Here is a 24,741-nt window from a genome sequence, read left to right as displayed (position 1 = left end):
AATATTTACTACCAAGAGCAAACAATATTAATGATGATCTCCTCTCAAGCTAAAACAGCACTATTTGACTACCCTAAGTACTGGGCTGAATGTTACGGTTGTGCACCATTTCTACCGATGAGTCGAGCAGAAATGGAACAATTAGGCTGGGACAGTTGTGACATCATTTTAGTCACGGGAGATGCATATGTTGATCACCCAAGCTTTGGTATGGCGATTATCGGCCGGATGTTAGAAGCTCAAGGCTTTAGAGTTGGCATTATCGCTCAGCCTGACTGGCACTCAAAAGAGGCATTTATGGCTCTGGGTCAACCAAACTTATTTTTTGGTGTTACTGCAGGCAATATGGATTCAATGATCAATCGATATACCGCTGAACGTCGAATGCGCCATGATGATGCTTATACCCCAAATAATGAAGGAGGCAAACGCCCCGATCGCGCAGTAACGGTTTATACGCAACGTTGTAAAGAAGCATACAAAGGCGTGCCAGTGATTATTGGCGGTATTGAAGCAAGTTTACGCCGTATCGCCCATTATGATTATTGGTCAGATAAAGTGCGTCGCTCAGTGTTATTTGACGCAAAAGCCGATTTATTAGTGTATGGCAATGCCGAACGACCTTTAGTTGAAATTGCACATCGTATCGCCCGTGGCGAAGATGTAAGTAATATCACCGATGTACGCGGCAGTGCTTTTATTACCAAACAAGCCTTGCCTAATTGGCAAGGCATTGATTCACGTAGCATCGACAAGCCAGGTAAAATAGAACCGATTGTCAGCCCGTATCAAGAAATCACACAAAGTAGTTGCCAAGAACAAAGCGCTAACAACGACGCACAAGCCATTGATGCTGATATCACCAAAACACCACAAGTGATTGAACTTTCACAGCATCGCAATAAATCATGGCAAGACAAAAAGAAACCTTGGTTAACCACTTATATTAACTTGCCTACCTATGAGCAAGTTAAAGACAATAAAGTGCTCTATGCTCATGCCTCACGTATCTTCCATCAAGAGGTTAACCCAACTTCGGCTAAACCGTTAATGCAACGTCATGGCGATAGAAGCATTTGGTTAAATCCTCCAGCAACACCACTAACCGAGCAAGAAATGGATGGCGTATTTGGTTTGCCTTATCAACGTGTACCACACCCTAGTTATGGCGATGCAAAAATTCCTGCTTATGAAATGATAAAAACGTCTATCAATATAATGCGTGGCTGTTTTGGCGGTTGTACTTTTTGTTCGATTACTGAACACGAAGGTCGAATCATTCAAAGTCGCTCTGAAGATTCTATTATTCAGGAAATTGAAGATATTAGAGAAAAAGTGCCTGGCTTTACCGGTGTGATTTCTGATCTCGGCGGGCCTACTGCCAATATGTATCAATTACGCTGCAAGAGTGAAAAAGCCGAAGCGACTTGTCGCAAACCATCTTGTGTTTGGCCAACTATTTGTGGTCATTTAGATACAGATCATACCCCAACCATTAACTTATATCGCCGGGCACGTAAGGTTAAGGGCATCAAAAAAGTACTGATTGCTTCTGGCGTGCGTTACGATTTAGCCATTGAAGATCCTGATTATGTTAAAGAATTAGTGAATCATCATGTGGGCGGTTACCTAAAAATAGCCCCTGAGCATACCGAAGAAGGGCCATTAAACAAAATGATGAAACCTGGGATGGGCAGCTATGACAAATTTAAACAAATGTTCGACCAATTTTCTCAGCAAGCGGGTAAAAAACAATACTTGATCCCTTATTTTATCTCCGCACACCCTGGTACTTCCGATATGGATATGATCAACCTAGCGCTATGGCTAAAGCAAAATGATTTTAAATTGGATCAAGTGCAAAATTTTTATCCTTCACCGCTAGCCAATGCGACTACGCTGTATCATACCGAAATTGATTCGTTGAAAAATATCAAAAAAGACAGTGCCAGCGTACCTGTGCCTAAAGGTACAATTCAACGCCGTTTGCACAAAGCCATTTTACGGTATCATGATCCAGCAAATTGGCCGCTGATTCGAGAGGCTTTAACCAAGTTAGGCCTTGCACGTAAACTCATTGGGACAAAACCTGAATGTCTGGTGCCGCCAGAATCTCGAGCTGAGCAGCATCATCAACACTATAAAAAAGCAGGCAAAGGTAAGAATAATGCCCAAGGTTTTAAGACTTCTCCCGGACAAAAACGTAGCAGAGGTTACGGCAAGAAACCTGCCAACGGCAAAGCAGGCTTAACACGATTTTCTGATAATCAGTTCTCGGATAGACAGCCTAAGCAAAAACATAAAAAACACTAACAGAATTAATATGCCCACTCGATTAATCAAAGATGCGAGTTACTATGGTGTCATTGCCACTATTATTGGCTTGATTGCCTTTTCTTTAAATTAGCATTTATGGGATTTTATTGAGGGTTCATTACCTGGTTATCACATTTTATTATTTCCTGGCAACTTAACGCTTATTTACTTCTGGCATCCAATCTTCACCGAAGAGGTTGATTTTTGGCCTAAGCTTTCCATGCTATTATTTGGTCAGTTTATCATCGTCACTAGCTGCGCCGCATTCATTATCAAGGTAAAAAAGCGTTTTACCTTCAACAACCCTCCCCCAAGCGCTAAACGTCAGAAATAAAAAAGGGATACTCTGTGGTATCCCTTTAACGATAGATGATTTGAATTATTGCAAATTATAACCTGACTCATCATGTTCAATTAAATCTAAGCCCGTCGTTTCTTGTTCTTCAGACACGCGTAAACCACCAGTTAATACCGATACCAGTTTAAACAACGCATAAGACACTACCGCGGTATAAACAATAGTTGCACCAATACCGGTAAGTTGAACCAATACTTGCTCTCCCATACTAGTGATGCCATCAGCAAAACCAAAGCCACTAAATGCACCCAGCTCAGTTGATGAAAAAATACCAGCCAATAAGGTACCTAAGATACCGCCAACGCCATGGACAGGAAAAACATCTAATGAATCATCAATTTTTAGTTTTTGCTTGATATAAACCGTAGAGTAAAAACACACGATACCTGCTGATAAGCCAATGATTAACGCAGCGCCTGGTCCAACAAAACCCGAGGCTGGGGTTATGGTACCTAAGCCAGCAACCATACCAGTTACCGCGCCTAAGACACTGGCTTTACCAAATTTTATCCACTCAATTGCTGCCCATGTTAACGCGCCAACCGAAGCTGAAATGTGAGTCACCAACATTGCCATTGCCGCATCACCATTGGCTGATAGAGCACTGCCGCCGTTAAAACCAAACCAACCGACCCATAACAGACCAGCACCTGTCACTGTCATGGTTAAGTTATGCGGCATCATAGGCGTTTTAGGAAACCCTCTACGTGGCCCTAACACCAGTGCAGCAACTAAGGCTGCCACGCCTGCAGTAATATGTACCACTGTGCCACCGGCAAAGTCGTAAAGCCCCATCTGAGCTAACCAGCCACCGCCCCATACCCAATGAGTAACGGGAGAGTAGACAACCAATAACCACAGTGCAGAAAAGAGCAATACTGAAGAAAACTTCATGCGCTCAGCAAAACCACCAATGATCAACGCAGGGGTAATAATGGCGAACGTCATTTGAAACAGCATAAATAAGCTTTCGGGAATATCACCAGCTAATGTTTGCTTGGTTACGCCTAGCATCAACACTTTACTAAAGTCCCCTATCCAAGCATTACCTTCACCAAATGCTAAACTATAGCCAACGATAAGCCATAATACCGACGAAATCCCAGCGATAGCAAAGCATTGCATTAATACCGATAGAATATTTTTACGGCGAACCAATCCGCCATAAAATAATGCTAAACCGGGTAACGTCATTAATAAAACCAAGGCTGTAGACGTTAAAATCCACGCAGTATTAGCACCATTTAATTGCTCCGTTGCACCAAATGATGCAAACGAACACAGCGATAGCATCGCGATTAAAAATAATTTAGTCATTTTTGTTTTCCTTACTACAATGCGTCGCTATCAATTTCACCCGTACGAATACGAATGGCTTGCTCTAAGTTGGTAACAAATATTTTGCCATCACCTATTTTACCAGTACGTGCTGACTCAACGATGGTTTCAACCGTGCGTTCAAGCACATCATCATTGACACTGATACTAATTTTCACCTTAGGTAAAAAATCGACGCTATATTCTGCGCCCCGATAAAGTTCGGTATGACCCTTTTGACGACCAAAGCCCTTTACTTCAGAAATCGTCATTCCATCAATGCCAATTTCACTGAGTGCTTCACGGACATCATCTAATTTAAATGGCTTAATGATCGCTGTTATCAACTTCATTTGCTCACCTTTCGTGCATTTTTATCGTTAATATTTGAATGTGTCATTGCCAATGCACAAATCAGACCTAATTTTTTATTCCTTTAAAAACAACAAACTAACATCAAATTGCACAAAAGATACCAACCACTCGCACCATAATGACTCACAAACGCACAAACAAAGCACAACTATGGTGCGCAAAATCCTGTTAACGCCCAATAATAGGCAAAAGTAATAGCCAAAGTTTTTATTAAATTAACGTGCATTCATGTATAATCGCGCGCAACTTTTAAAGAGGTAGTTTTAATTCATGCTAAGTGCAAACAACATCACACAACAATTTGGTGCAAAACCATTATTTGAGAACATTTCACAAAAATTTGGTGGCGGTAACCGCTACGGTTTAATCGGCGCAAATGGCTGTGGTAAATCAACCTTGATGAAAATTCTTGGTGGTGACTTAGAACAGACCTCAGGCAATGTTAGTCTCGACCCAAATGAACGCATTGGTAAATTGCGTCAAGATCAATTTGCCTTTGAAGATTATTCTGTCGTTGATACTGTGATCATGGGTCACGCTGAACTTTGGGCGGTCAAAGAAGAAAGAGACCGCATCTATGCTTTACCAGAAATGAGTGAAGAAGAAGGTATGCGTGTCGGTGACTTAGAATCAGAATACGCCGAAATGGATGGTTACACCGCAGAAAGCCGAGCGGGTGAATTATTAATGGGCGTAGGCATCCCTGTAGAACAGCATTATGGCAAAATGAGTGAAATTGCCCCCGGCTGGAAGCTTCGTGTGCTACTGGCACAAGCACTGTTCTCTGATCCAGATATTTTATTGCTTGACGAACCCACCAACAACTTGGACATACACACAATCAAATGGTTAGAAGATACCTTAAATGAGCGTGACTCTACCATGATCATTATTTCCCATGACCGTCATTTTTTAAACTCCGTTTGTACTCATATGGCGGATTTAGATTACGGTGAACTGCGTGTTTATGCGGGTAACTATGATGAGTACATGTTAGCAGCGACTCAAGCACGTGCCCGTTTAATGGCCGATAACGCCAAGAAAAAAGCACAAATCTCGGAACTACAATCTTTTGTCGCACGATTCTCTGCCAATGCCTCGAAAGCCAAACAAGCAACATCACGTGCGAAACAAATAGATAAAATTCAATTAGAAGAAGTTAAAGCATCAAGCCGGGTTAACCCATTTATTCGCTTTGAACAAGAAAAGCAGCTATTTAGAAATGTGCTTGAAATTGAAAATCTTAATAAGAAATTCGATGATAACCATGTACTAAAAGACATTAATTTAATGGCTGAAGTAGGCGAACGTATCGCGATTATCGGTGAAAACGGCGTAGGTAAGACTACCTTTTTACGTACCTTGATGGGTGAGTTAACACCAGAAACAGGCATGGTGAAATGGTCAGAAAATCATAATATTGGTTATTATGCCCAAGACCATGCCCATGAGTTTGCCGAAGATATGAATTTATTTGATTGGATGAGCCAATGGCGTCAAGCAGGTGATGACGAACAAACCATACGTGGCTTTTTAGGCAGAATGCTATTCTCCGCCGATGATATTAAAAAATCAGTCAAAGTGTTATCTGGTGGTGAGCAAGGTCGCATGTTATTTGGTAAGTTAATGATGCAAAAGCCAAATATTCTGGTAATGGATGAACCGACTAACCATTTAGATATGGAGTCGATTGAATCACTCAACATGGCGTTAGAAAAATTTGAAGGCTCACTGGTTTTTGTTTCCCATGACCGAGAATTTGTTTCTAGTCTGGCTACTCGCATCATTGAGCTAAAATCTGACGGCTATGTTGACTTTGCTGGCGGTTATGACGAATACCTAGCTTCGCAAGCCTAACGGTATAGCATTTAAAGCTCGAAATTAGGTTTCGAGCTTTCGCTTTTCAATCATCAGCTAAAGCTAGCACTTTTAACTGAGCACACTATTGAACTCGTTAATGCAATGACCCTTACACGCCCACAATCATTACCCCCTGCGTTAACACCATCACAAGCCATCGGTGTTTTTGATTCCGGCTTAGGTGGTCTAACTATCACTAAGCAAATTGTGACTCATTTACCCAATGAGCATTTAATTTATGTGGCAGATTCTGCATATGCCCCCTACGGCGAATTAACTACAGCGCAAATACACCAACGGGCCAATACCATTAGTCACTGGTTAGTTAAACAAGGCTGTAAAGCAATTGTCATAGCTTGTAATACCGCCACTGTTAACGTGATTGAACAACTCAGAGCCCGTTTTTCGCTGCCAATTATTGGCGTGGAACCTGCGATAAAGCCCGCTAGTCAAATAAGTAACAATAAAAAAGTGGCAATATTAGTTACGCAAGCGACCGCTCGCAATAGCAATTTCCTTTCATTGGTAGAGCAACATAAAAATGATAGTGAGGTAGTTATTCAGCCATGTCCTGGTCTTGTAGAGTTAATTGAGCAAGGAGAAATGGCTTCGCCAAAGTGCCAGCAATTATTAGCACACTACCTTCAACCGTTACTAAAACAAAATATAGATACCTTAGTGCTAGGCTGTACCCATTACCCTTTTGTGAGTGACTTAATTAAAAAGCTCCTCGGCGATAAAGTGGCACTTGTAGAAACCTCAACGCCTGTCACCTTACAACTGATCAAGCAATTAGAAAAGTTCCATTTACTTAATGACAATTCAACCAGTGGTCAACAGCAGTTTTATAGCTCACTAGCCAATGAAGTGCAGCAACAATTATTCATAAAATTGTGGGGAAAACAGCTTGAACTAGTTAGTTTTCACCCATAAATTATTGAGTTCTTATCCTGCTTTCCTGCGCTAAATCAACATTAGCAAAAATATTTTAGACGTCTAGACGTAAAAAAGTAGAAAATTATTTTAACTAGGGTTACAATTCTCATATTAGTGCTATCTTTTGTGATTAGCGTGATTAAATTTGTTAATTTCCCGAGGGTTTATGTCTAGACATTATTTTACTTCAGAGTCGGTATCTGAAGGCCATCCAGATAAAATTGCCGATCAAATATCGGATGCGGTATTAGATGCGATCATTGCCAAAGATAAGCATGCTCGTGTTGCTTGCGAAACAATGGTAAAAACAGGGGTAGCAATTATTTCAGGTGAAATTTCAACCACAGGTTGGGTAGATCTTGAAGATTTAACAAGAAAAGTGATCACGGATATAGGTTACACCTCATCTGATGTAGGGTTTGATGGTGATACCTGTGGCATCATGAACTTAATTGGCCAACAATCACCTGAGATTGCACAAGGTGTTGATCGTACAAAACCAGAAGATCAAGGCGCAGGTGATCAAGGGTTAATGTTTGGCTATGCCACCAATGAAACTGAAACATTGATGCCAGCCCCACTCTACTACTCTCATCGTTTAGTAGAGCGTCAAGCTGAAATTCGTAAAAATGGCGTACTCCCTTGGTTACGTCCCGATGCGAAATCACAAGTTACCTTTATTTATGAAGGCAACAAGCCAGTAGCAATTGATGCCGTGGTATTATCTACTCAACATAACCCAGAAATCTCACAAGAAGATTTACATGAAGCGGTGATGGAAAATATCATTAAAGCCGTTTTACCAGCTGAGTTTTTAACACCAGAAACTAAGTACTTTATCAACCCAACTGGTCGCTTTGTAATTGGTGGCCCTGTTGGTGATTGTGGCTTAACGGGTCGAAAGATCATTGTTGATACCTATGGCGGCATGGCGCGCCACGGTGGTGGTGCATTCTCAGGTAAAGATCCTTCAAAAGTGGATCGCAGTGCTGCATATGCGGGTCGTTATGTCGCAAAAAATATAGTCGCGGCAGGTCTTGCTGAGCGCTGTGAAATTCAAGTTTCTTATGCCATCGGTGTTGCTGAGCCAACCTCTATTTCTATTGAAACCTTTGGTACCGGCAAAGTAGCAGAAGAAAAATTGATTGAATTAGTGCGAGAACATTTTGACTTACGCCCATACGGTATCACCAAAATGTTAGACTTATTACACCCTATGTATCGCCAAACTGCGGCATACGGTCATTTTGGTCGTGAACCATTCGAGATGACGGTAGGTGATGATACTTTTACTGCATTTTCATGGGAAAAAACCGATAAAGCTGACGCGCTAAGAGCAGCAGCAGGGTTATAACTTTCTCATTGATGTTCAACAAAAAAACCGCTCATGCTGAGCGGTTTTTTATTAGCTAATCATTAATGTTACTCATAACGCAATGAATAAATTGGATTTTTCCTTGCTACTTTTGTGGTGTTCGCCCCTACCGTCACCCAAGCAATGATCAGGGATAATACGCTGACAACAACACAAATGGGGATCAGCCAAATATCATCGAAACGATAAGGAAAGCGCTCTAACCACGACATCATAAAGTACGCCGCAACGGGCCATGCAATCACATTGGCTAACATCACAGGTTTTGAAAACTGCCAAATCAATAAACCCACAATGTCTTTGACCGAGGCGCCCATCACTTTACGAATTCCAATTTCTTTGGTTCTTCGCTCTACCGTAAAAGCCGACAAACCAAACAAGCCAACACAAGCAACGATAATTGCCAGCAGTGAAAATGCCAGAAATAATCGAGCTGTGGTGAGCTCAGCATCATATTGTGCCCTCATCATTTCAGAAAGAAACTGCAAGTTAATAGGCTCTAGTGGGACATTATTCTTCCAAACTGATTCAACTTTTGACAATAAAGCCGAGGGGTCACTGCTGCTAAAGCTTAAGTTTGCAACATTAAAACGCGATGGCGTTAGCTTATATACGCTAGGCCTGATACCAAATTTGATCGAGCGAAAATACAAATCAGGTATCACACCAACAATAGTTAAATGATGCTTTCTAAAAGCAAGTGTTTTGCCAATGGCTTGTTCGGGGGATTTAAACCCTAAGCGTGTAAGCGCAGACTGATTAATAATCGCACTCGCCTTGCCAACAGCATTGTCCCCTTCAGGAACGTTGACATATGTATCAGCGCCAAACTCACGATCAAATAAACGACCAGCGAGTGCTTTGACCTGATAAGCTTCAAAAAAACCATAGCCAACATCAAGATAATTTATCACTTGTGCTTCATTAGCACTGCCATCGGCATGAGGCTCTAATAATTTAAACTGATCATTATTTTCTCTATCTTGGCTAGGGGCTTCTGAAGAAAAAACTACCGAGGTTATCTCGGGCAAGTTAAGCAACTCTTGCTTCAAGCTCGCTAAACTATCTCTGGCTGTGGAGATATCCAAAATTAATTTATTATCACTTTGATAACCAACATCGATATTGTTGGCAAACTTGGTTTGACCATAGACCACCAACGTAGCAATCACTAACACGATCGATGCTGAAAACTGAAATACCACTAGCCCATTGCGCAATTTGCTGGATCGTCCAGATTCTCCACTTTTACTCGCTGTTAAAATATGGCCGGGTAAAAATCGAGAAAGATATAAAGCGGGGTAAATACCTGCCACCATGCCAACAAACAGGGCTAATGCTAAAACGATTAACAACAGATCAGGGGTCGAAAATAAATTCAATGTTAGGCTTTTTCCTAATACGTCATTATACATCGGCAAAATTAATTCAACCGCGACTAAAGCAAATAATAATGCAATCAAGACAATAGATACCGCTTCAATCAAAAACTGAGTCGCGACCTGCGCCCGAGAAGCCCCTAATACCTTTCGCATTGCCACTTCTTTTGCTCGTTTACTCGCTTTCGCTGTAGATAAGTTAATAAAATTAATACAAGCAATGATTAACACCAACATAGCAACCACAATGAAGGTATTGATCATATCGATATCCCCCATTGGGGTTAAGTCTCCTTGGTTACCTGCATGTTTTTTCGCATGTAAATGAAGATCGGGCACCGCCATCAAGCGTTGTTTTGCAAACTCGGTGACTTTGCTGTGTGCCATTTTTTCACCAAGAAATTGTTTTAGCATATCAACTAACGGACTTTCATTGTTCATCCAGTAGTCAATTCTCTGCTGCGCATCCTCAATGCTGGTATTAGGCGTTAATTTAAAATAAGTATAGACATTCAGATTGGTCCAAGAATGCAACACGCCACTGTTTTCACCAAAAATAGCGGGCTGTAAATACAGCACCATATTAGTATTTAAATGGCTATTGTCCGGTAAATCAGCTAATACCCCTGTGATCACTACATCACTTGGCGCATCGGTTGCACAACAAATGGTTAACGTTTCTCCGATAACATCTGTTTTACCAAAATATTTCAATGCGAGTTTCTCAGAGATCAAAAAGTCCATTGGCTTTTGAAAAGAACTGGCACTGGAACCATGTTTGAAGGGCAAATCTAACACGTCAAATAAACTGCCATCTGCAATAGTGGCACGTTCAGCAAAGGCATCGTCATTTTGACGTACGGTCACACCAAATTGGATCAAACGCACGCCTGTTTCAATCTCATTACTCGCAAAATCTCTAATAGTTTCCATCATGCGCCCTGCTGAACGGACACTATAAAATGGCTCACGCCCTGGCATAGTATATAAGCTGTGCATACGAACCAGGCGGTCACTGTCTTTTAACCAAGTGTCATAACCTGTTTCATCTCGCACAAACAACAGGATCAAAATACAACTCATTAAGCCGATCGCTAAGCCAAAAATATTAAGCGCCGAGAACTTACCGTTCTTAATAATATTTCGCCACGCGGTAATAAAATAATTCTTAAACATCAGAAATCCTTATTGCTATCGCTTACCTTAAGCCGCACGCACATTTTCGGTCACAACTTGACCATCAAACAGATTAATAACCCGTTTTGCATAATCTGCATGAGCAGGACTATGAGTTACCATCACAATGGTAGTACCTTCATTATTCAGTGCCTGCAACATTTCCATCACTTCCTGACCGTGTGCACTGTCTAAATTTCCCGTAGGCTCATCCGCTAGGATCATTGACTGATCGCCGACCACGGCACGGGCCACAGCCACTCGCTGTTGTTGCCCACCAGATAATTGACTAGGCATGTGTTTTGCGCGATGTGCAATTCCCACTTTATCCATCACTTTTGCCACACGCTGTTGACGAACACTGGCGGGAATGTTGTGATAGAGCAAGGCTAGTTCAATGTTTTCTGCTACTGTTAATTCATCAATTAAGTTAAAGTTTTGAAAAATAAACCCTATATTCTTTTTACGGAGCACCGACAGTTGAGCTTCGCTATAACCCGATATATCTTCACCATCAAACAAGTACTGACCACTGGTTGGCGAATCTAACATGCCAATGGTATTAAGCAGTGTTGACTTTCCACAGCCTGAAGGCCCCATAATGGCAACAAATTCCCCTTTGCTAATTTCAATATTGACGTTATTTAACGCAAGCGTTTCAACATCATTTGTTTGATATGTTTTTGATAAATTATGTAGCTTTAACATGTCGTATTCCTTTGAATAAAATAGCTGATAAATCGAATTTGAATTAATTCAATTTAAGTCGTTGCATCTCTTGATAGCTGCTGTAAGGGCTTGTTACCACTTGTTCACCAATTTCCAGCCCTTCTATCACTTCGATAAATTGATTATTTCTGCGACCAAGTCTTACCGAACGTTTCACCGCTTCATTACCATCTTGGCTGACCACAAAAATCCAGTTGCCTCCCGTATCTTGGTAAAAAGCACCATTTGGGATCAACATGGCATCATTAGCATCACCTAAGGTTAATTTGGTTTGCACTGTTTGACCTCGCCGAATATCCGCCGGCTGCGACCCAACAAATTTAAGGTCTACCTCAAACTGGCCATTTTGTACTTGCGGATAAATCTTACTAATAACTAACGGATAGTGTTCAAACATCGCTTTTTGGCCAATATCTACCCGCCCCAAGTAAAACTCATCAATAAATGCGGTCACCTTATAATCATTCGGTGTATCTATTTGTCCTAAACGTTCACCCCGTCCAATGCTTTGGCCAACTTCCACATTAAAACCTGAAAGTTTTCCACTTACTGGCGCTTTCACATTCATGCTTTCAAGGTTTTGGCGAGAAATTGCTAAATTACTTTCAAGGCGTTGTGCTGTCGATGTTAAAAAAGCAAGTTGTGCTTCTTGCATTTTGCTATCTGAAGCCTGACTTTCTAACGTGATAGCTAATCGGCTTTTATACCAATTTAACGTGTCTAACGTATCGTCATACTTAGATTGAGTGATAGCGCCAGATTTTACTAACCTTTGTTCACGCGATAACTGACGAGTTAACATGCTGATCTGGTATTTAATATCCACCAGATTACTTTTATGACCTAAGCGATTTTGCTCCAAACTCAATTCAATTGAGCGCATATTATTTAACTGCTCAGCAACTCGTGCTTCATTACTCAGAACATTGAGCTGCAAAGATGCATTGGAAAGTTCAACAATAAGATCCCCAGCGCTAAGTGATGCTCCATCTTCAACTAAAATGCGTTCTACACGACCGCCTTCAATCGCGTCCAGAAAAACAGTTTTTGCTGGAGTTACCCGCCCTCTCAACGGAATAAAATCTTCAAAAACGCCCCGACTGACCGTGGATATGACAATTTTTTCGCTATCAACAGCCAAGGCTTTACCAACAGGTTGATTAATAAATCGATAAGCCATCAGCAGCACAACCAGTAAAACAATGCTAGCGATAAACCACTTTTTAACCGGTTTAGTGCTGGCTGTTAACTTGCGATCCATGCCAGCGCCTGACGCAGTACTTTTAGGTGGTGATGTTGAAGATAATGATTGATTATGCTCTTTCATAAAAATTGTTATATTCGCGGTAAAATGATCACTACTAGGTCTAATACAATAATCACACCAAGAGTTAATCAATTGATTTTTAAAAACTTTGAGTATTTCATTCACACATATTGATAAATTTTCTGTACGTTAACGAACACTAAGTGTACGATATTGAACACTTTGAAATGAGTTTAGTTGAGTAAAAAGCGTGAAAGAAGCAGGCAATATTCTTATCGTTGATGATGATCTTGATATATTAACCGCAGGGAAATTATTACTTAAAAGACGGTTTACTCAGGTGAGCGTGTGTAATGTGCCAGCGCAAATTCCCAGCTTATTAGCGAATCAGTCATTTGATGTTATTTTACTGGATATGAATTTTGGCCCAGGAGAAAGTTCAGGTGAACAAGGATTTTACTGGTTAAAAAAAATCCTGACGATAAAACCTGACAGCATCATTATTATGATCACTGCGCATGGCGGTGTTGATGTTGCCGTTGAAGCAATGAAATTAGGTGCAACCGACTTTATCGCGAAACCCTGGCAAAATGAAAAAGTTATCGCCACACTATCTACCGCAATAAAGTTGGGGAGAACCCGTTCTGAGGCACAGGCACTCAAGCAAACGAATCAAGTATTAGTTCAAGCAAGTAATCAATCAACACAGCAACCGATGATAGGTCACTCTCCTTCATTAGAAGAGGTACGTCGACTCATTGCCCGCAGTGCTCCCACTGATGCAAATGTACTGATTTTAGGTGAAAATGGCACAGGTAAAGAACTAGTAGCCCGTGAGCTTCACCAGCAAAGTCTGCGTCGTGACCATATATTTATGTCGGTTGATTTAGGGGCGGTGTCAGAAACCTTATTCGAAAGTGAATTATTTGGTCATAAAAAAGGCGCTTTTACTGGCGCTCATCAAGATCGTATCGGACGATTACAGGCGGCGAATGGCGGTACGCTTTTTCTTGATGAAATAGGTAATTTACCCCTGCATTTACAAGCTAAATTACTCACAGTGTTAGCGCAACGAGAAGTTACCCCTTTAGGCGCCAATACAGCAACCCCATTTGATGTACGCGTCATTTGTGCAACCAACTTAAGCAAAGCACAATTACAAGATGAGAGTATCTTTCGTCAAGATTTATTATTTAGACTTAACACCGTGGAAATTTTATTACCTCCGCTTAGAGAGCGGCGACAAGATATCATTCCGATCGCACAGTATTTTATTGCCCTCTATCAGAAAAAATATCACAAACCCGAACTATTGGTTTCAGACGATGTGCTGACCGCACTAGAGCAGCAAGAATGGCGGGGGAATATTCGAGCGTTACGCCACGCCATCGAAAGAGCGATTATCTTATCAGAGACTAAGCAACTGACGATTGAAGACTTTCAGTTAACCGCCCCAACGCTCGGACAAAATAACAACAAAGCAGCTGAGTTATCTCACGATGGCGCTCAATTACCCATTGAGCTCAATTTAGAAAAAATTGAAAAAAACACCATTGCACTGGCGCTAAAAAAACATCGTTATAACATTAGTCATACGGCAAAAGAGCTTGGACTAACTCGCGCAGCGCTATACCGAAGGATGGAAAAACATGGGCTTTAAACGTTTTTCATTATTGATCATTAGTCGAACCGTCATTGTGATTTTGGCAATACTCTCACTGGTATATTTTATCAGCACACCAGGATTTCATGCCGCAACCTTGTTAATGTGCATTGTCATCGTCCTGTTACTTACTGAGCTATTTCGCTTTGTCAAAAAAACCAATGAAGAGCTGACCCGCTTTTTAGATGCCGCGCGCTATAAAGATTTCTCACAACGTTTTGCTTTAGCCGATTTAGGCACAGGGTTTGGTGAGCTTGGGAAAACATTCGATGAAATTTTACACCACCTACAAACTGAACGGGCGAGTCAGGAAGAAGAATATAAACACCTGAAAGCCATTGTAGAACATGTCCCCGTACCGTTAATTAGCTACCATAGCGATCAACGAGTGACACTATGGAATAATGCCGCTCGAAAATTATTTGGTAGTAATACCGTCACTAAATTATCCGATCTAAGCCAATTTAATGATTCATTTGCTCAACAGCTAGCAACGATGACGATTGGCGAAACGAAACTGATCGACGTTTATATTGATGGCATGGCGCATCGACTCAATGTCTCAACCACGCAAATCACCACCCATCAGTCACAAGAAATACTGGTCAGTATGCAGGACATCCAAACAGAGTTAGACAGCGCCCAACTGACGGCATGGCAAGACTTAGTCAAGGTATTAACTCATGAAATCATGAACAGTATTACGCCAGTTGCCTCATTAGCCAAAACAGCGGTAGATTTAATTGATGATATAAAACAACAAACATCTCAGCTACCGACATTTACAGAAGAGTTGGATGATGTTGCCAATGCCGTTCAAACCGTTGCTAACCGTAGTGACGGGTTAATGAATTTTGTTGGCAGTTATCGCCGCTTAACCCATTTACCAGCACCCGATCGTAAAACAGTTAACATCAGCGAATTACTCGAGCAGGTAAAAGTGCTAGCCACCCAATCATGGCAAGAAAAAAATATTGAGCTAACGATTGATATTGCACCTTCAACACTGGATGTTTACATTGATCCAAATATGGTGGAACAGGTGTTGATTAATTTATTGCAAAATGCTGAGCATGCCGTGCAAGACAAGGCGAATGGCATAATTGATATTCGGGCAAAACTGAATAAACGCGGCCATGTGATGATCGAAATCGCCGACAATGGTGTCGGCATTGAAAAGCACACCATTGATAAAATATTTGTGCCTTTTTTCACGACCAAGCGAAATGGTTCAGGCGTTGGGTTGGCACTAACACGTCAAGTCATGCTAGCCCATGGGGGGCACATTAAAGTGCAGAGTGAATGTAATACAGGAACAACATTCACTCTGATCTTTTAATGCGAGAACGCTTAAGATTTTTTCGCTTGGGCGTTCTTTTGGGCTAATTTTTCTATTCGACGCTGCTCAATAGTTTGTGCTATATCACCACCGATGTGTGATTCACCACGCGCTTTTGCTAAATTGATTTGTCGTTCACGTTCAGCAAAACGGCTACGTTGTTCCTCTGTGTACTTATCAATACATTTAGGACAAGACACCCCTTTCACGTAATGCTCGCTTTGTTTATCTTGCTCAGTTATCGGATAGCGACAAGCAAAACATTGATCATATTGCCCTTGTTCAAGACCATGCCCAACTGCAACACGACCATCAAATACGAAACAATCGCCTTGCCACATTGACTGCTCTTGCTCGACTTCTTCTAAGTACTTTAAAACACCGCCTTCAAGATGATAGACCTCATCAAAGCCCTGTTCTTTAAGGTAAGCCGTTGATTTTTCACAGCGAATACCACCGGTACAAAACATCGCAACTTTCTTATGTTTGTTTTTATCCAAGTTTTCAGCAACGTACTGAGGAAACTCACGAAACGTTTCGGTATTGGGATTTACCGCATTTTCAAAAGTACCGATTTCAACTTCATAATCATTGCGCGTATCGATTAATAGTACTTCAGGATCTGAAATTAGCGCATTCCAATCTTTGGGTTTAACGTAAGTTCCCACGGTTAACCTTGGGTCAATGCCTTCTACCCCCATGGTGACAATTTCTTTTTTCAGTTTAACTTTTGAACGTTGAAAAGGATTGTCATTTGCATATGAATATTTATGTGATATTTCGCCTAAGCGTTCATCTTGTGCAAGGTGCGCTAACACAGCATCAATCCCTGCTTGAGGCCCTGCGATCGTACCATTGATACCTTCATGTGCTAACAGCAAAGTACCTTTAACATCATGCGCAAGCATAACATTTAATAGCGGTGTTTTTAATTGTTCGAAATTTTCCAAACGCACAAATTTATAAAGTGCGCATACAGAGATGTTTTGCATAATATACCCATTGAGCTTGCCAGAGCGTAATTCTGGCGCTGTAGATGATGATACCAAGTGAATTAAGTGTTTGAGTCACTTGCTATGTAATAAAAAAGCAGCCAATACTGGTATTGACTGCCCTGATCCGCCGGCAATGATAACAAAATTCACAATAAATGAAAAATTAACCTCATTTGACCGCTTAGTAAAAATTAAAACATTGAAAAGCCATACTTTTGACCTTATGTTCACTATAAACCATCATCATTTTTAGAAGCCGATGCGAAACCCGAGAATCTACCAAAATCAACAATGGCAACTTGGCGAGACCATTGATTTAAACAGCGATGCTTTTGGCCATACGGTCAGAGTACTACGCTTAAGTGATGGCGATAAAATCACTTTATTTAACGGACAATCGTTTAACCAGCAGTTAGGTGAATTTTCGGCTGAATTAGTTAACGTCACTAAAAAGTCAGCTCAGGCAAAGATCATCGATTTTATTGCCGTGACTAATGAATCACCAGTTAATATACATTTAGGCCAGACAATTTCACGAGGTGACCGCATGGATTTCACCTTACAGAAATCGGTTGAGTTGGGTGTTAACACTATAACACCGCTATTTTCTGTTCGTTGTGGGGTAAAATTATCAGGTGAACGCTTACAGAAAAAGTGTGAACAATGGCAAAAAATTGTCATCAGTGCATGTGAGCAAAGTGGTCGCTGTACCGTCCCAAAAGTGGAGCCTGCAATAGAGCTGACACAATGGTTAAGTCAAGACAGCGATGCACTAAAATTGAATTTACATCCAAAGGCTGAACATTCAATCATGAGTTTGCCAAAAGAAAATCAACAAATACGGTTATTAATCGGTCCGGAAGGCGGATTAAGTGATGATGAAATCGTCGAAGCAAGTGAGCAAGGTTTTATTGATGTATTACTCGGGCCTAGAGTATTGCGCACCGAAACCGCGGCATTAACCGCAATTACTGCGATACAATGCCGCTATGGCGATATTAAATAGTAATCTAAACATCTAATCCCCTGTATGGGGAAGACAATTTTCAGCAAAGCAGGAAGACAAATGACAATAAAACTTGGCGTAGTAATGGACCCAATTTCACAAGTGAAAGTGAAAAAAGACTCCTCCATGGCAATGATGTTAGAAGCACAAAAACGCGGCTATGACATTTATTACATTGAGATGGATGACCTTTATCTTTTCCAAGGTCAATGTCGTGCGACCACCAGAAAGGTCAAAGTGTTTGATGATGAAAATCATTGGTATGAGCTCGCCGACAGTGAAGACATTGCGCTAGAAACACTTGATGCCGTGCTAATGCGTAAAGATCCTCCTTTTGATACTGAGTATATTTACGCCACTTATATGCTTGAGCGAGCCGAACAAGCAGGCACGTTAATTATTAATAAACCCCAAAGCCTGCGAGACTGTAATGAAAAATTATTTACCGCATGGTTTCCTGAATTAAGTGCTAAAACTTTAGTGACCCGAAAAGCCGAACAGATCCGCGCATTTCACCAAGAAGAAAAAGATATTATCATTAAACCACTTGATGGTATGGGCGGCTCATCTATTTTTAGGATCAATGAGAGAGATCCAAATGTCGGCGTAATTATCGAAACCCTAACTAACCATGGCAAGCAATATGCTATGGTTCAAGAATATATGCCTGAGATTAAAGATGGCGACAAACGTATTTTAATTGTCAATGGCGAAGCCATGCCCTACTGCCTTGCCCGCATTCCTGCGCAAGGTGAAACACGAGGCAATTTAGCTGCAGGAGGCACAGGTGAAGCGAGGCCATTATCGGCCTCCGATAAGTTGATTGCTGAAACGATAGCGCCTGAGTTAAAAAAACGTGGTCTATACTTTGTAGGACTAGACGTGATCGGTGACAAAGTAACTGAAATTAATGTGACTAGCCCTACCTGTATTCGAGAGATCGAAGCAGCGTACCCCATTAATATCAGCGGTAAATTAATGGATGCCATTGAAGAAATGATCCATGCAAAATAACGATGTTGTGAGGTAATTTATGGAAAGTTTAGAAAATCAATTTCTTATTGCCATGCCAAGCCTAAATGATCCGTATTTTAATAAAACGGTCACCTATATTTGCGAGCATAATGATGATGGTGCAATGGGTTTGATTATTAATTTACCGGTTAATATCACACTCAATGAATTATTAGCGCAGCTTGACGAAGATAAACAAGACTTACCAGAATTAGCACAACAAGTGCTAACGGGAGGTCCTGTTTCAACCGATCGCGGCTTTGTGCTGCATAGCCCACAACAAGGCTGGCGCAGTTCGTTGGCTTTAAGTGATGATATTATGATCACCACCTCGAAAGACATCTTAATGGCCTTAGGCAGTGAAGATGCACCACCACATTATATGGTGACACTCGGTTATGCCGGTTGGGGGCCAGGCCAATTAGAGCAAGAAATTAAAGCGAACTCATGGCTCACTATGCCTGCTGATAGCGAGATCTTATTTAAAACCCCGATTGAGCAACGCTGGCAAAAAGCCACTGAAAAGTTAGGTATCGATCTGGCACATTTATCCTCTGATGTAGGTCATGCCTAATGACAAAGCCTGCAAACAATCACACTGTACTAGGTTTTGATTTTGGTAAAAAGTTCATTGGTGTTGCGGTTGGACAAGCGCTGACAGGTACAGCAACACCATTAGGTTCAATCAAAGCGAAAGACGGCATTCCTAACCAAGAGCAATTGCAAAGCTATATTACACAGTGGCAACCTGATAAGTTGATTGTCGGTTTACCGCTCAATATGGACGGCAGCGAACAACAACTCACTTTTGATGCTAAAAAGTTTGGTAACCGTCTGGCAAATCAATTTAGATTACCAGTTGAATTTCAAGATGAACGACTAACAACAGCGGATGCAAAAGCCCAATTATTTCACCATGGCGGCTATCGTAATTTAAAAAAAGATAATATTGATGCAGAATCGGCAAGGCTGATAATCGAAAGCTACTTTGAGTCTATGTATCAATAATCAACCAGAACAGAATAAAGTAATCGAGCTTGACGCGATATTCGCTCAAGCTCGACTCAATGTCTTAATCGTTTGGCTCTAAACCATCAATGGTGACACCTGAAAGGGAACCAGAACCACCTTGATCATTACTTCTAAGTTTTATCATTAAACGTAAATCATTCGGAGAATCTGCATGATGAATGGCATCGGCATAATTGATCAAACCACGCTGATATAAATTGAACAACGCCTGATCAAAGGTTTGCATGCCTAGCTCATTGGATTTTTCCATCACTTCTTTGATGCTACCAATCTCACCTTTTTTAATCAGTTCAGCCACATAAGGCGAGTTTAATAATATTTCTATTGCCGCAACACGACCATTACCATCTTTTGTCGGCACTAATTGCTGGGCAACAATGCCACGTAAATTTAATGCCAAATCAAACATTAATTTACCATGTTGCTCAGCAGGTACTAAGTGCATAATACGATCTATTGCTTGGTTAGCATTATTCGCATGCAAAGTTGCAATACATAAGTGCCCTGTTTCTGCAAAGCTAAGCGCATGTTCCATGATTTCCTGACTACGGATCTCACCAATAAGAATGACATCAGGCGCTTGACGAAGCGAACTTTTCAGCGCCGCATCAAAACTTTCTGTATCTAAGCCAACTTCACGTTGAGTGATCATCGACTTGCCGTGTTCATGGACAAATTCCACCGGATCTTCGATCGTTAAGATGTGTCCACGTGAATTTTTATTACGATAACCAATAAGTGCAGCCATCGACGTTGATTTACCTGTACCGGTACCACCAACGAAAAGTACTAAGCCACGTTTACTCATCACCACATCTTTTAATATCGACGGTAAGCCCAATTCATCTGCATCAGGAATGTCTGTGACAATACGGCGAATTACCATGCCTGCCATATCACGTTGCCAAAAAGCAGAAACACGAAATCGTCCAATACCATCAATCGAGATAGCAAAATTACACTCTTTATCTCGATCAAATTCCTGCTTTTGTTTCTCATTCATCGAGCTGTGTACAAGTGTTAATGCTTCTTCAGGTGTTAACACATGCTCGTCAATCGCTTGTAATTCACCGTTAATTTTGGCGCTGACCGGTAATTTAGCACTGACAAATAAATCGGATGCTTCTTCCTGCACCATTTTTTCTAAAAAATAATGAAATTTCATCAATCAATCCTTATTAAAACCCTTGAAACTGACTCTTATCAGAAGCTTTATCCATGGCATCTTGTTTTGAGATTATTCCGCGATTGACTAAGTTTTGTAAACATTGATCCATGGTCTGCATCCCGTGTTGCATACCAGTTTGTATCGCTGAATACATTTGCGCAACTTTCGCTTCACGTATCAAGTTACGGATCGCAGGTACACCGATCATAATTTCATGGGCAGCCACACGACCACCACCAATTTTTTTCACTAGTGTTTGCGAGATAACCGCTTGTAGAGACTCTGATAACATTGAACGTACCATAGATTTTTCTTCAGCAGGAAATACATCAATAATACGGTCAATCGTTTTAGGTGCTGACGTAGTATGCAAGGTACCAAACACTAAATGACCGGTTTCAGCAGCGGTCATGGCTAAACGAATGGTTTCAAGGTCACGCATCTCACCAACAAGAATAACATCCGGATCTTCACGTAACGCCGAACGTAGTGCGGCATTAAAACTTAAGGTATCGCGATGAACTTCCCGTTGGTTAATCAAACAAAGTTTATTTTCGTGGACAAATTCGATCGGATCTTCAATGGTAAGAATATGATCATGCTTATGATTATTAATATAATCGACCATTGCCGCTAGGGTTGTTGATTTACCCGAACCTGTTGGTCCAGTAACTAACACTAAGCCACGAGGTTTATCTGAAATTTGTCTAAAAATATCTGGGCAACCTAAATCATCCAGTGACAACACCTTGCTTGGGATAGTACGAAATACAGCTGATGGGCCTCGATTTTGGTTAAAAGCGTTAACCCTAAAACGTGCTAAATTAGGAACTTCAAAGGAAAAGTCAACTTCTAGGTTTTCTTCGTATTCTTTTCGCTGTTTATCATTCATAATATCATAAACTAAACCGTTGACGTCTTTGGCATCAAACGCTGGAATATTAAGTTTACGGACATCACCATCAACACGAATTAAAGGTGGAACCCCTGTTGAAAGATGTAAATCAGATGCATTATTCTCTACGCTAAATGCGAGTAATTCAGTAATATCCATACAAACCCCTTTGGTAGCTAATTATTCATTAGTAAATAACAACACTGTAATCACTAATTTTAAATGTAATTTATGACTCATATAAAAAATAATCTTGCTCAGGTAAACGCTCAAATCGCCCAAGCATGCCAACACGCACATAGAAGTATAGATGATGTTAGCTTATTAGCAGTAAGTAAAACCAAACCTGTTAGTATGATTGAACAAGCCTACCAAGCGGGTCAACGCATGTTTGGTGAAAGTTATATTCAAGAAGCCGTTGAGAAAATTGAACAACTATCCCACCTTTCTGATATACACTGGCACTTTATTGGCCCTATCCAATCAAATAAAACGCGCCATATTGCACAATTATTTTCTTGGGTACATAGCGTTGACCGAGCAAAAATTATTACCCGATTAAATGAGCAACGTGGTGATCAAGATACCGCGCTCAATATTTGTTTACAAGTAAATATTAGCGAAGAAGATTCTAAATCTGGTATAAAGGTCAATGAGTTAGCAGAACTTGCCCAATTAACCAACGATAGTCCTAATTTGACCTTAAGAGGCATTATGGCTATTCCAAAGAAAAATGATGGCATCAAAAGTTTTGCTAAAATGCAACAGTTATTTCATCAATTACAAGCACAATATCCCAGTGTTGATACTTTATCTATGGGCATGTCTTCTGATATGGTCGAGGCAATTAGTTATGGTTCAACTATCGTACGCGTCGGCACTGCCATTTTCGGTCAACGAGAAACTACTGGCTAAGATTTATGACAGAATGACCGACAATTTATATAATGAGTACATTGACTTAAAATAGTAAGGTTTTTATGAATAATATCGCATTTATCGGTGCTGGCAACATGAACAGCGCCATCATCACAGGTTTAGTAAATACCGGTTATGCTCCAAGCAATATCATGGTATCTAATCCATCTCCAGAAAAACGAAAAAACTTGGCACAACAGCTCAACATTTTAGAAACGGATGACAACCTAGCTGCTGCAGAGTTTGCTGATATTATCGTGCTCGGTGTCAAACCCTACTTAATTGCCCAAGTATGTCAGCAAATTAGTCAAACCATGGATATCAGCAATAAGTGCTTTATTTCCGTAGCTGCAGGTTGCTCAATTAGCACCATTGAAAAAGCATTAGTAAAGCCAAGTGCAGTGATCCGTACTATGCCTAACACTCCGTCACAAGTAGGTTTAGGTGTCTCAGGCTTATATGCCTCTGAACATGCTAACCAGTATCAAATAGACATGGCTGAACAAATTATGTCTTCGGTTGGCATCACTAAATGGCTTAACAACGAAGCAGAAATTGATCATATCATTGCCGTTTCAGGATCTGCACCTGCCTATTTCTTTCTATTTATGGAAGCGATGGAAAAACAAGCCAAAGCGCTTGGCTTTACCGAGCAGGAAAGTCGCCAGCTAGTACAACAAACAGCAATTGGCGCAGCTACCATGGTCTGTGAAAGCCCACTAGCCATCAGTCAACTACGAGAAAATGTCACCTCAAAAGGTGGTACAACACAAGCTGCATTAACCACCTTTATTGATGGCGGCTTAGAACAGCTAGTCGCTAAAGCGATGACGTCAGCAATCGATCGAGCCAAAGAAATGGCTCAAGATAATAACGAGTAACATCACGAGGTAGCATATATTTGCTAGCTCATTCAACAGTATTACTATAGATGATTCAAAAGCTGCAACCACGACCAATTATCCCTACGATGAGCAGATGGTAGAATAATTAACGATTGCAATTTTGCTTTTTGACCAAATATAAGTAGATAGAACAATGTTTTGGAGTAGTCAATGGCAGCAGTAAATTACTTACTTAGCTTTATTTTTGATGCGCTATTAATGGTGCTAGTGATCCGTGTTTGGTTACAGTTAGTTCGTGCAGATTTTTACAACCCGTTAAGCCAGTTTGTGGTAAAAGTTACCAACCCGTTAGTGATCCCTTTTCGTCGGCTCATTCCTGGCTTTGGCGGTATTGATCTGGCGACCTTAGTGATTGCTTATTTAGTTGCTTCATTAAAGTTTATTATTATCCCGTTAATCAATGGTGGACCCATTGATATCATCACAGCCTTTTATTTAGGGGTGTTATACTTAATTAAGCAAACAGGATTCTTGCTCTTTGTACTCATGTTGATCATGGCATTAATGAGCTGGGTCGTACAAAGCTACAATCCAACCCAAGTAATTTTGCATCAATTAACGGAACCCGTATTACGCCCTATTCGTAATATTATTCCCAATATTGGTGGCTTAGATCTATCGGTATTAGCGGCATTTTTGCTGTTGAATGTGATCAATATTTTATTGTCAGGCTGGATCCCATACTGGGCAATGTTATAAGCAATTAAGCACTTTTAAT

21 protein-coding genes are annotated in these 24,741 nt (G+C 40.8%); 13 read left to right on the top strand and 8 right to left on the bottom strand.

What is annotated here, in order from left to right:
* Nucleotides 1–33: 33 nt before the first annotated feature.
* On the top strand, nucleotides 34–2,313 hold the full coding sequence (locus IV514_RS11870; RefSeq protein ID WP_206485873.1) for a YgiQ family radical SAM protein: 2,280 nt from the start codon (nucleotides 34–36) through the stop codon (nucleotides 2,311–2,313).
* Nucleotides 2,314–2,695: 382 nt separating this feature from the next.
* On the opposite strand, the gene IV514_RS11865 is transcribed toward IV514_RS11870, so the two are convergent.
* The gene (locus IV514_RS11865) at nucleotides 2,696–3,967 is read right to left on the bottom strand and encodes an ammonium transporter (protein ID WP_241242369.1); all 1,272 of its coding nucleotides are present in this window, start codon (nucleotides 3,965–3,967) and stop codon (nucleotides 2,696–2,698) included.
* Nucleotides 3,968–4,005: 38 nt separating this feature from the next.
* A complete protein-coding gene (gene glnK / locus IV514_RS11860) occupies nucleotides 4,006–4,344 on the bottom strand; it encodes a P-II family nitrogen regulator (RefSeq protein WP_206485486.1) in 339 nt (112 codons plus the stop codon).
* A 292-nt stretch (nucleotides 4,345–4,636) separates the two neighbouring features.
* Here glnK and IV514_RS11855 point away from each other — a divergent pair, with 292 nt between their 5' ends.
* The 3 genes from IV514_RS11855 to metK all read left to right on the top strand — a co-directional run bounded on the left by IV514_RS11855 (nucleotide 4,637) and on the right by metK (nucleotide 8,516).
* A complete protein-coding gene (locus IV514_RS11855; RefSeq protein ID WP_206485485.1) occupies nucleotides 4,637–6,223 on the top strand; it encodes an ABC-F family ATPase in 1,587 nt (528 codons plus the stop codon).
* Nucleotides 6,224–6,328: 105 nt separating this feature from the next.
* Nucleotides 6,329–7,159 (top strand): glutamate racemase, encoded by an 831-nt coding sequence (gene murI, locus IV514_RS11850; RefSeq protein WP_206485484.1) that lies wholly within the window; start codon nucleotides 6,329–6,331, stop codon nucleotides 7,157–7,159.
* A gap of 169 nt (nucleotides 7,160–7,328) precedes the next feature.
* Complete coding sequence (gene metK / locus IV514_RS11845) at nucleotides 7,329–8,516, top strand: methionine adenosyltransferase (protein WP_206485483.1); 1,188 nt, start codon at nucleotides 7,329–7,331, stop codon at nucleotides 8,514–8,516.
* A 68-nt stretch (nucleotides 8,517–8,584) separates the two neighbouring features.
* On the opposite strand, the gene IV514_RS11840 is transcribed toward metK, so the two are convergent.
* From IV514_RS11840 to IV514_RS11830, 3 genes are read right to left on the bottom strand one after another with little or no spacing between them, the layout of a single operon-like run.
* Nucleotides 8,585–11,092 carry an ABC transporter permease gene (locus IV514_RS11840; RefSeq protein WP_206485482.1) on the bottom strand — a complete coding sequence of 836 codons (2,508 nt, stop codon included), beginning with the start codon at nucleotides 11,090–11,092 and terminating at the stop codon, nucleotides 8,585–8,587.
* A 27-nt stretch (nucleotides 11,093–11,119) separates the two neighbouring features.
* A complete protein-coding gene (locus IV514_RS11835; RefSeq protein WP_206485481.1) occupies nucleotides 11,120–11,800 on the bottom strand; it encodes an ABC transporter ATP-binding protein in 681 nt (226 codons plus the stop codon).
* Between the two features lie 43 nt (nucleotides 11,801–11,843).
* Entirely contained in the window at nucleotides 11,844–13,148 is a 1,305-nt protein-coding gene (locus IV514_RS11830; RefSeq protein ID WP_206485480.1) for an efflux RND transporter periplasmic adaptor subunit, read from the bottom strand.
* 190 nt (nucleotides 13,149–13,338) lie between these two features.
* On the opposite strand from IV514_RS11830, the gene IV514_RS11825 reads away from it, so the two are divergent.
* Nucleotides 13,339–14,748: a sigma-54 dependent transcriptional regulator gene (locus IV514_RS11825; protein ID WP_206485479.1), complete on the top strand. Its 1,410-nt coding sequence runs from the start codon at nucleotides 13,339–13,341 to the stop codon at nucleotides 14,746–14,748.
* Nucleotides 14,738–16,090: an ATP-binding protein gene (locus IV514_RS11820; protein ID WP_206485478.1), complete on the top strand. Its 1,353-nt coding sequence runs from the start codon at nucleotides 14,738–14,740 to the stop codon at nucleotides 16,088–16,090. The genes IV514_RS11825 and IV514_RS11820 overlap by 11 nt, the downstream gene beginning before the upstream one ends.
* 11 nt (nucleotides 16,091–16,101) lie before the next feature.
* Here IV514_RS11820 and IV514_RS11815 read toward each other — a convergent pair whose 3' ends face one another.
* Nucleotides 16,102–17,082 carry a rhodanese-related sulfurtransferase gene (locus IV514_RS11815; protein WP_206485477.1) on the bottom strand — a complete coding sequence of 327 codons (981 nt, stop codon included), beginning with the start codon at nucleotides 17,080–17,082 and terminating at the stop codon, nucleotides 16,102–16,104.
* A gap of 262 nt (nucleotides 17,083–17,344) precedes the next feature.
* On the opposite strand from IV514_RS11815, the gene rsmE reads away from it, so the two are divergent.
* From rsmE to ruvX, 4 genes are read left to right on the top strand one after another with little or no spacing between them, the layout of a single operon-like run.
* Nucleotides 17,345–18,091: a 16S rRNA (uracil(1498)-N(3))-methyltransferase gene (gene rsmE, locus IV514_RS11810; protein WP_206485476.1), complete on the top strand. Its 747-nt coding sequence runs from the start codon at nucleotides 17,345–17,347 to the stop codon at nucleotides 18,089–18,091.
* A 60-nt stretch (nucleotides 18,092–18,151) separates the two neighbouring features.
* A complete protein-coding gene (gene gshB, locus IV514_RS11805; protein WP_206485475.1) occupies nucleotides 18,152–19,105 on the top strand; it encodes a glutathione synthase in 954 nt (317 codons plus the stop codon).
* 19 nt (nucleotides 19,106–19,124) lie between these two features.
* Nucleotides 19,125–19,679 carry a YqgE/AlgH family protein gene (locus IV514_RS11800; RefSeq protein WP_206485474.1) on the top strand — a complete coding sequence of 185 codons (555 nt, stop codon included), beginning with the start codon at nucleotides 19,125–19,127 and terminating at the stop codon, nucleotides 19,677–19,679.
* Nucleotides 19,679–20,113, top strand: coding sequence for a Holliday junction resolvase RuvX (ruvX, locus tag IV514_RS11795; protein ID WP_206485473.1), 435 nt, complete (start codon nucleotides 19,679–19,681; stop codon nucleotides 20,111–20,113). The genes IV514_RS11800 and ruvX overlap by 1 nt, the downstream gene beginning before the upstream one ends.
* Before the next feature lie 64 nt (nucleotides 20,114–20,177).
* Here the strand turns inward: ruvX and IV514_RS11790 are convergent, their stop codons facing one another.
* Both IV514_RS11790 and IV514_RS11785 read right to left on the bottom strand, forming a co-directional pair.
* Nucleotides 20,178–21,302 (bottom strand): PilT/PilU family type 4a pilus ATPase, encoded by a 1,125-nt coding sequence (locus IV514_RS11790; protein WP_206485472.1) that lies wholly within the window; start codon nucleotides 21,300–21,302, stop codon nucleotides 20,178–20,180.
* Nucleotides 21,303–21,315: 13 nt separating this feature from the next.
* The gene (locus IV514_RS11785) at nucleotides 21,316–22,359 is read right to left on the bottom strand and encodes a type IV pilus twitching motility protein PilT (protein ID WP_206485471.1); all 1,044 of its coding nucleotides are present in this window, start codon (nucleotides 22,357–22,359) and stop codon (nucleotides 21,316–21,318) included.
* 72 nt (nucleotides 22,360–22,431) lie between these two features.
* Here IV514_RS11785 and IV514_RS11780 point away from each other — a divergent pair, with 72 nt between their 5' ends.
* The 3 genes from IV514_RS11780 to IV514_RS11770 all read left to right on the top strand — a co-directional run bounded on the left by IV514_RS11780 (nucleotide 22,432) and on the right by IV514_RS11770 (nucleotide 24,722).
* Nucleotides 22,432–23,115: a YggS family pyridoxal phosphate-dependent enzyme gene (locus tag IV514_RS11780; RefSeq protein ID WP_206485470.1), complete on the top strand. Its 684-nt coding sequence runs from the start codon at nucleotides 22,432–22,434 to the stop codon at nucleotides 23,113–23,115.
* 65 nt (nucleotides 23,116–23,180) lie between these two features.
* A complete protein-coding gene (gene proC / locus IV514_RS11775; protein WP_206485469.1) occupies nucleotides 23,181–23,999 on the top strand; it encodes a pyrroline-5-carboxylate reductase in 819 nt (272 codons plus the stop codon).
* 174 nt (nucleotides 24,000–24,173) lie between these two features.
* The gene (locus tag IV514_RS11770; RefSeq protein ID WP_206485468.1) at nucleotides 24,174–24,722 is read left to right on the top strand and encodes a YggT family protein; all 549 of its coding nucleotides are present in this window, start codon (nucleotides 24,174–24,176) and stop codon (nucleotides 24,720–24,722) included.
* The last annotated feature ends 19 nt before the right edge of the window (nucleotides 24,723–24,741 follow it).

The organism is Thalassotalea sp. G2M2-11, assembly GCF_017168195.1.
GTDB lineage: Bacteria > Pseudomonadota > Gammaproteobacteria > Enterobacterales > Alteromonadaceae > Thalassotalea_E.
The sequence above is the reverse complement of the archived record's forward strand: the minus strand, read 5'-3'. Positions and strand labels throughout refer to the sequence as shown.

What these genes read in the sequence shown, in the direction of transcription:
- IV514_RS11870 (WP_206485873.1), top strand. Translation starts at nt 34, where the DNA reads ATGATCTCCTCTCAAGCTAAAACAGCACTATTTGACTACCCTAAGTAC.
- IV514_RS11865 (WP_241242369.1), bottom strand. Translation starts at nt 3,967, where the DNA reads ATGCTATCGCTGTGTTCGTTTGCATCATTTGGTGCAACGGAGCAATTA.
- glnK (WP_206485486.1), bottom strand. Translation starts at nt 4,344, where the DNA reads ATGAAGTTGATAACAGCGATCATTAAGCCATTTAAATTAGATGATGTC.
- IV514_RS11855 (WP_206485485.1), top strand. Translation starts at nt 4,637, where the DNA reads ATGCTAAGTGCAAACAACATCACACAACAATTTGGTGCAAAACCATTA.
- murI (WP_206485484.1), top strand. Translation starts at nt 6,329, where the DNA reads ATGACCCTTACACGCCCACAATCATTACCCCCTGCGTTAACACCATCA.
- metK (WP_206485483.1), top strand. Translation starts at nt 7,329, where the DNA reads ATGTCTAGACATTATTTTACTTCAGAGTCGGTATCTGAAGGCCATCCA.
- IV514_RS11840 (WP_206485482.1), bottom strand. Translation starts at nt 11,092, where the DNA reads ATGTTTAAGAATTATTTTATTACCGCGTGGCGAAATATTATTAAGAAC.
- IV514_RS11835 (WP_206485481.1), bottom strand. Translation starts at nt 11,800, where the DNA reads ATGTTAAAGCTACATAATTTATCAAAAACATATCAAACAAATGATGTT.
- IV514_RS11830 (WP_206485480.1), bottom strand. Translation starts at nt 13,148, where the DNA reads ATGAAAGAGCATAATCAATCATTATCTTCAACATCACCACCTAAAAGT.
- IV514_RS11820 (WP_206485478.1), top strand. Translation starts at nt 14,738, where the DNA reads ATGGGCTTTAAACGTTTTTCATTATTGATCATTAGTCGAACCGTCATT.
- IV514_RS11815 (WP_206485477.1), bottom strand. Translation starts at nt 17,082, where the DNA reads ATGCAAAACATCTCTGTATGCGCACTTTATAAATTTGTGCGTTTGGAA.
- rsmE (WP_206485476.1), top strand. Translation starts at nt 17,345, where the DNA reads ATGCGAAACCCGAGAATCTACCAAAATCAACAATGGCAACTTGGCGAG.
- gshB (WP_206485475.1), top strand. Translation starts at nt 18,152, where the DNA reads ATGACAATAAAACTTGGCGTAGTAATGGACCCAATTTCACAAGTGAAA.
- IV514_RS11800 (WP_206485474.1), top strand. Translation starts at nt 19,125, where the DNA reads ATGGAAAGTTTAGAAAATCAATTTCTTATTGCCATGCCAAGCCTAAAT.
- ruvX (WP_206485473.1), top strand. Translation starts at nt 19,679, where the DNA reads ATGACAAAGCCTGCAAACAATCACACTGTACTAGGTTTTGATTTTGGT.
- IV514_RS11790 (WP_206485472.1), bottom strand. Translation starts at nt 21,302, where the DNA reads ATGAAATTTCATTATTTTTTAGAAAAAATGGTGCAGGAAGAAGCATCC.
- IV514_RS11785 (WP_206485471.1), bottom strand. Translation starts at nt 22,359, where the DNA reads ATGGATATTACTGAATTACTCGCATTTAGCGTAGAGAATAATGCATCT.
- IV514_RS11780 (WP_206485470.1), top strand. Translation starts at nt 22,432, where the DNA reads ATGACTCATATAAAAAATAATCTTGCTCAGGTAAACGCTCAAATCGCC.
- proC (WP_206485469.1), top strand. Translation starts at nt 23,181, where the DNA reads ATGAATAATATCGCATTTATCGGTGCTGGCAACATGAACAGCGCCATC.
- IV514_RS11770 (WP_206485468.1), top strand. Translation starts at nt 24,174, where the DNA reads ATGGCAGCAGTAAATTACTTACTTAGCTTTATTTTTGATGCGCTATTA.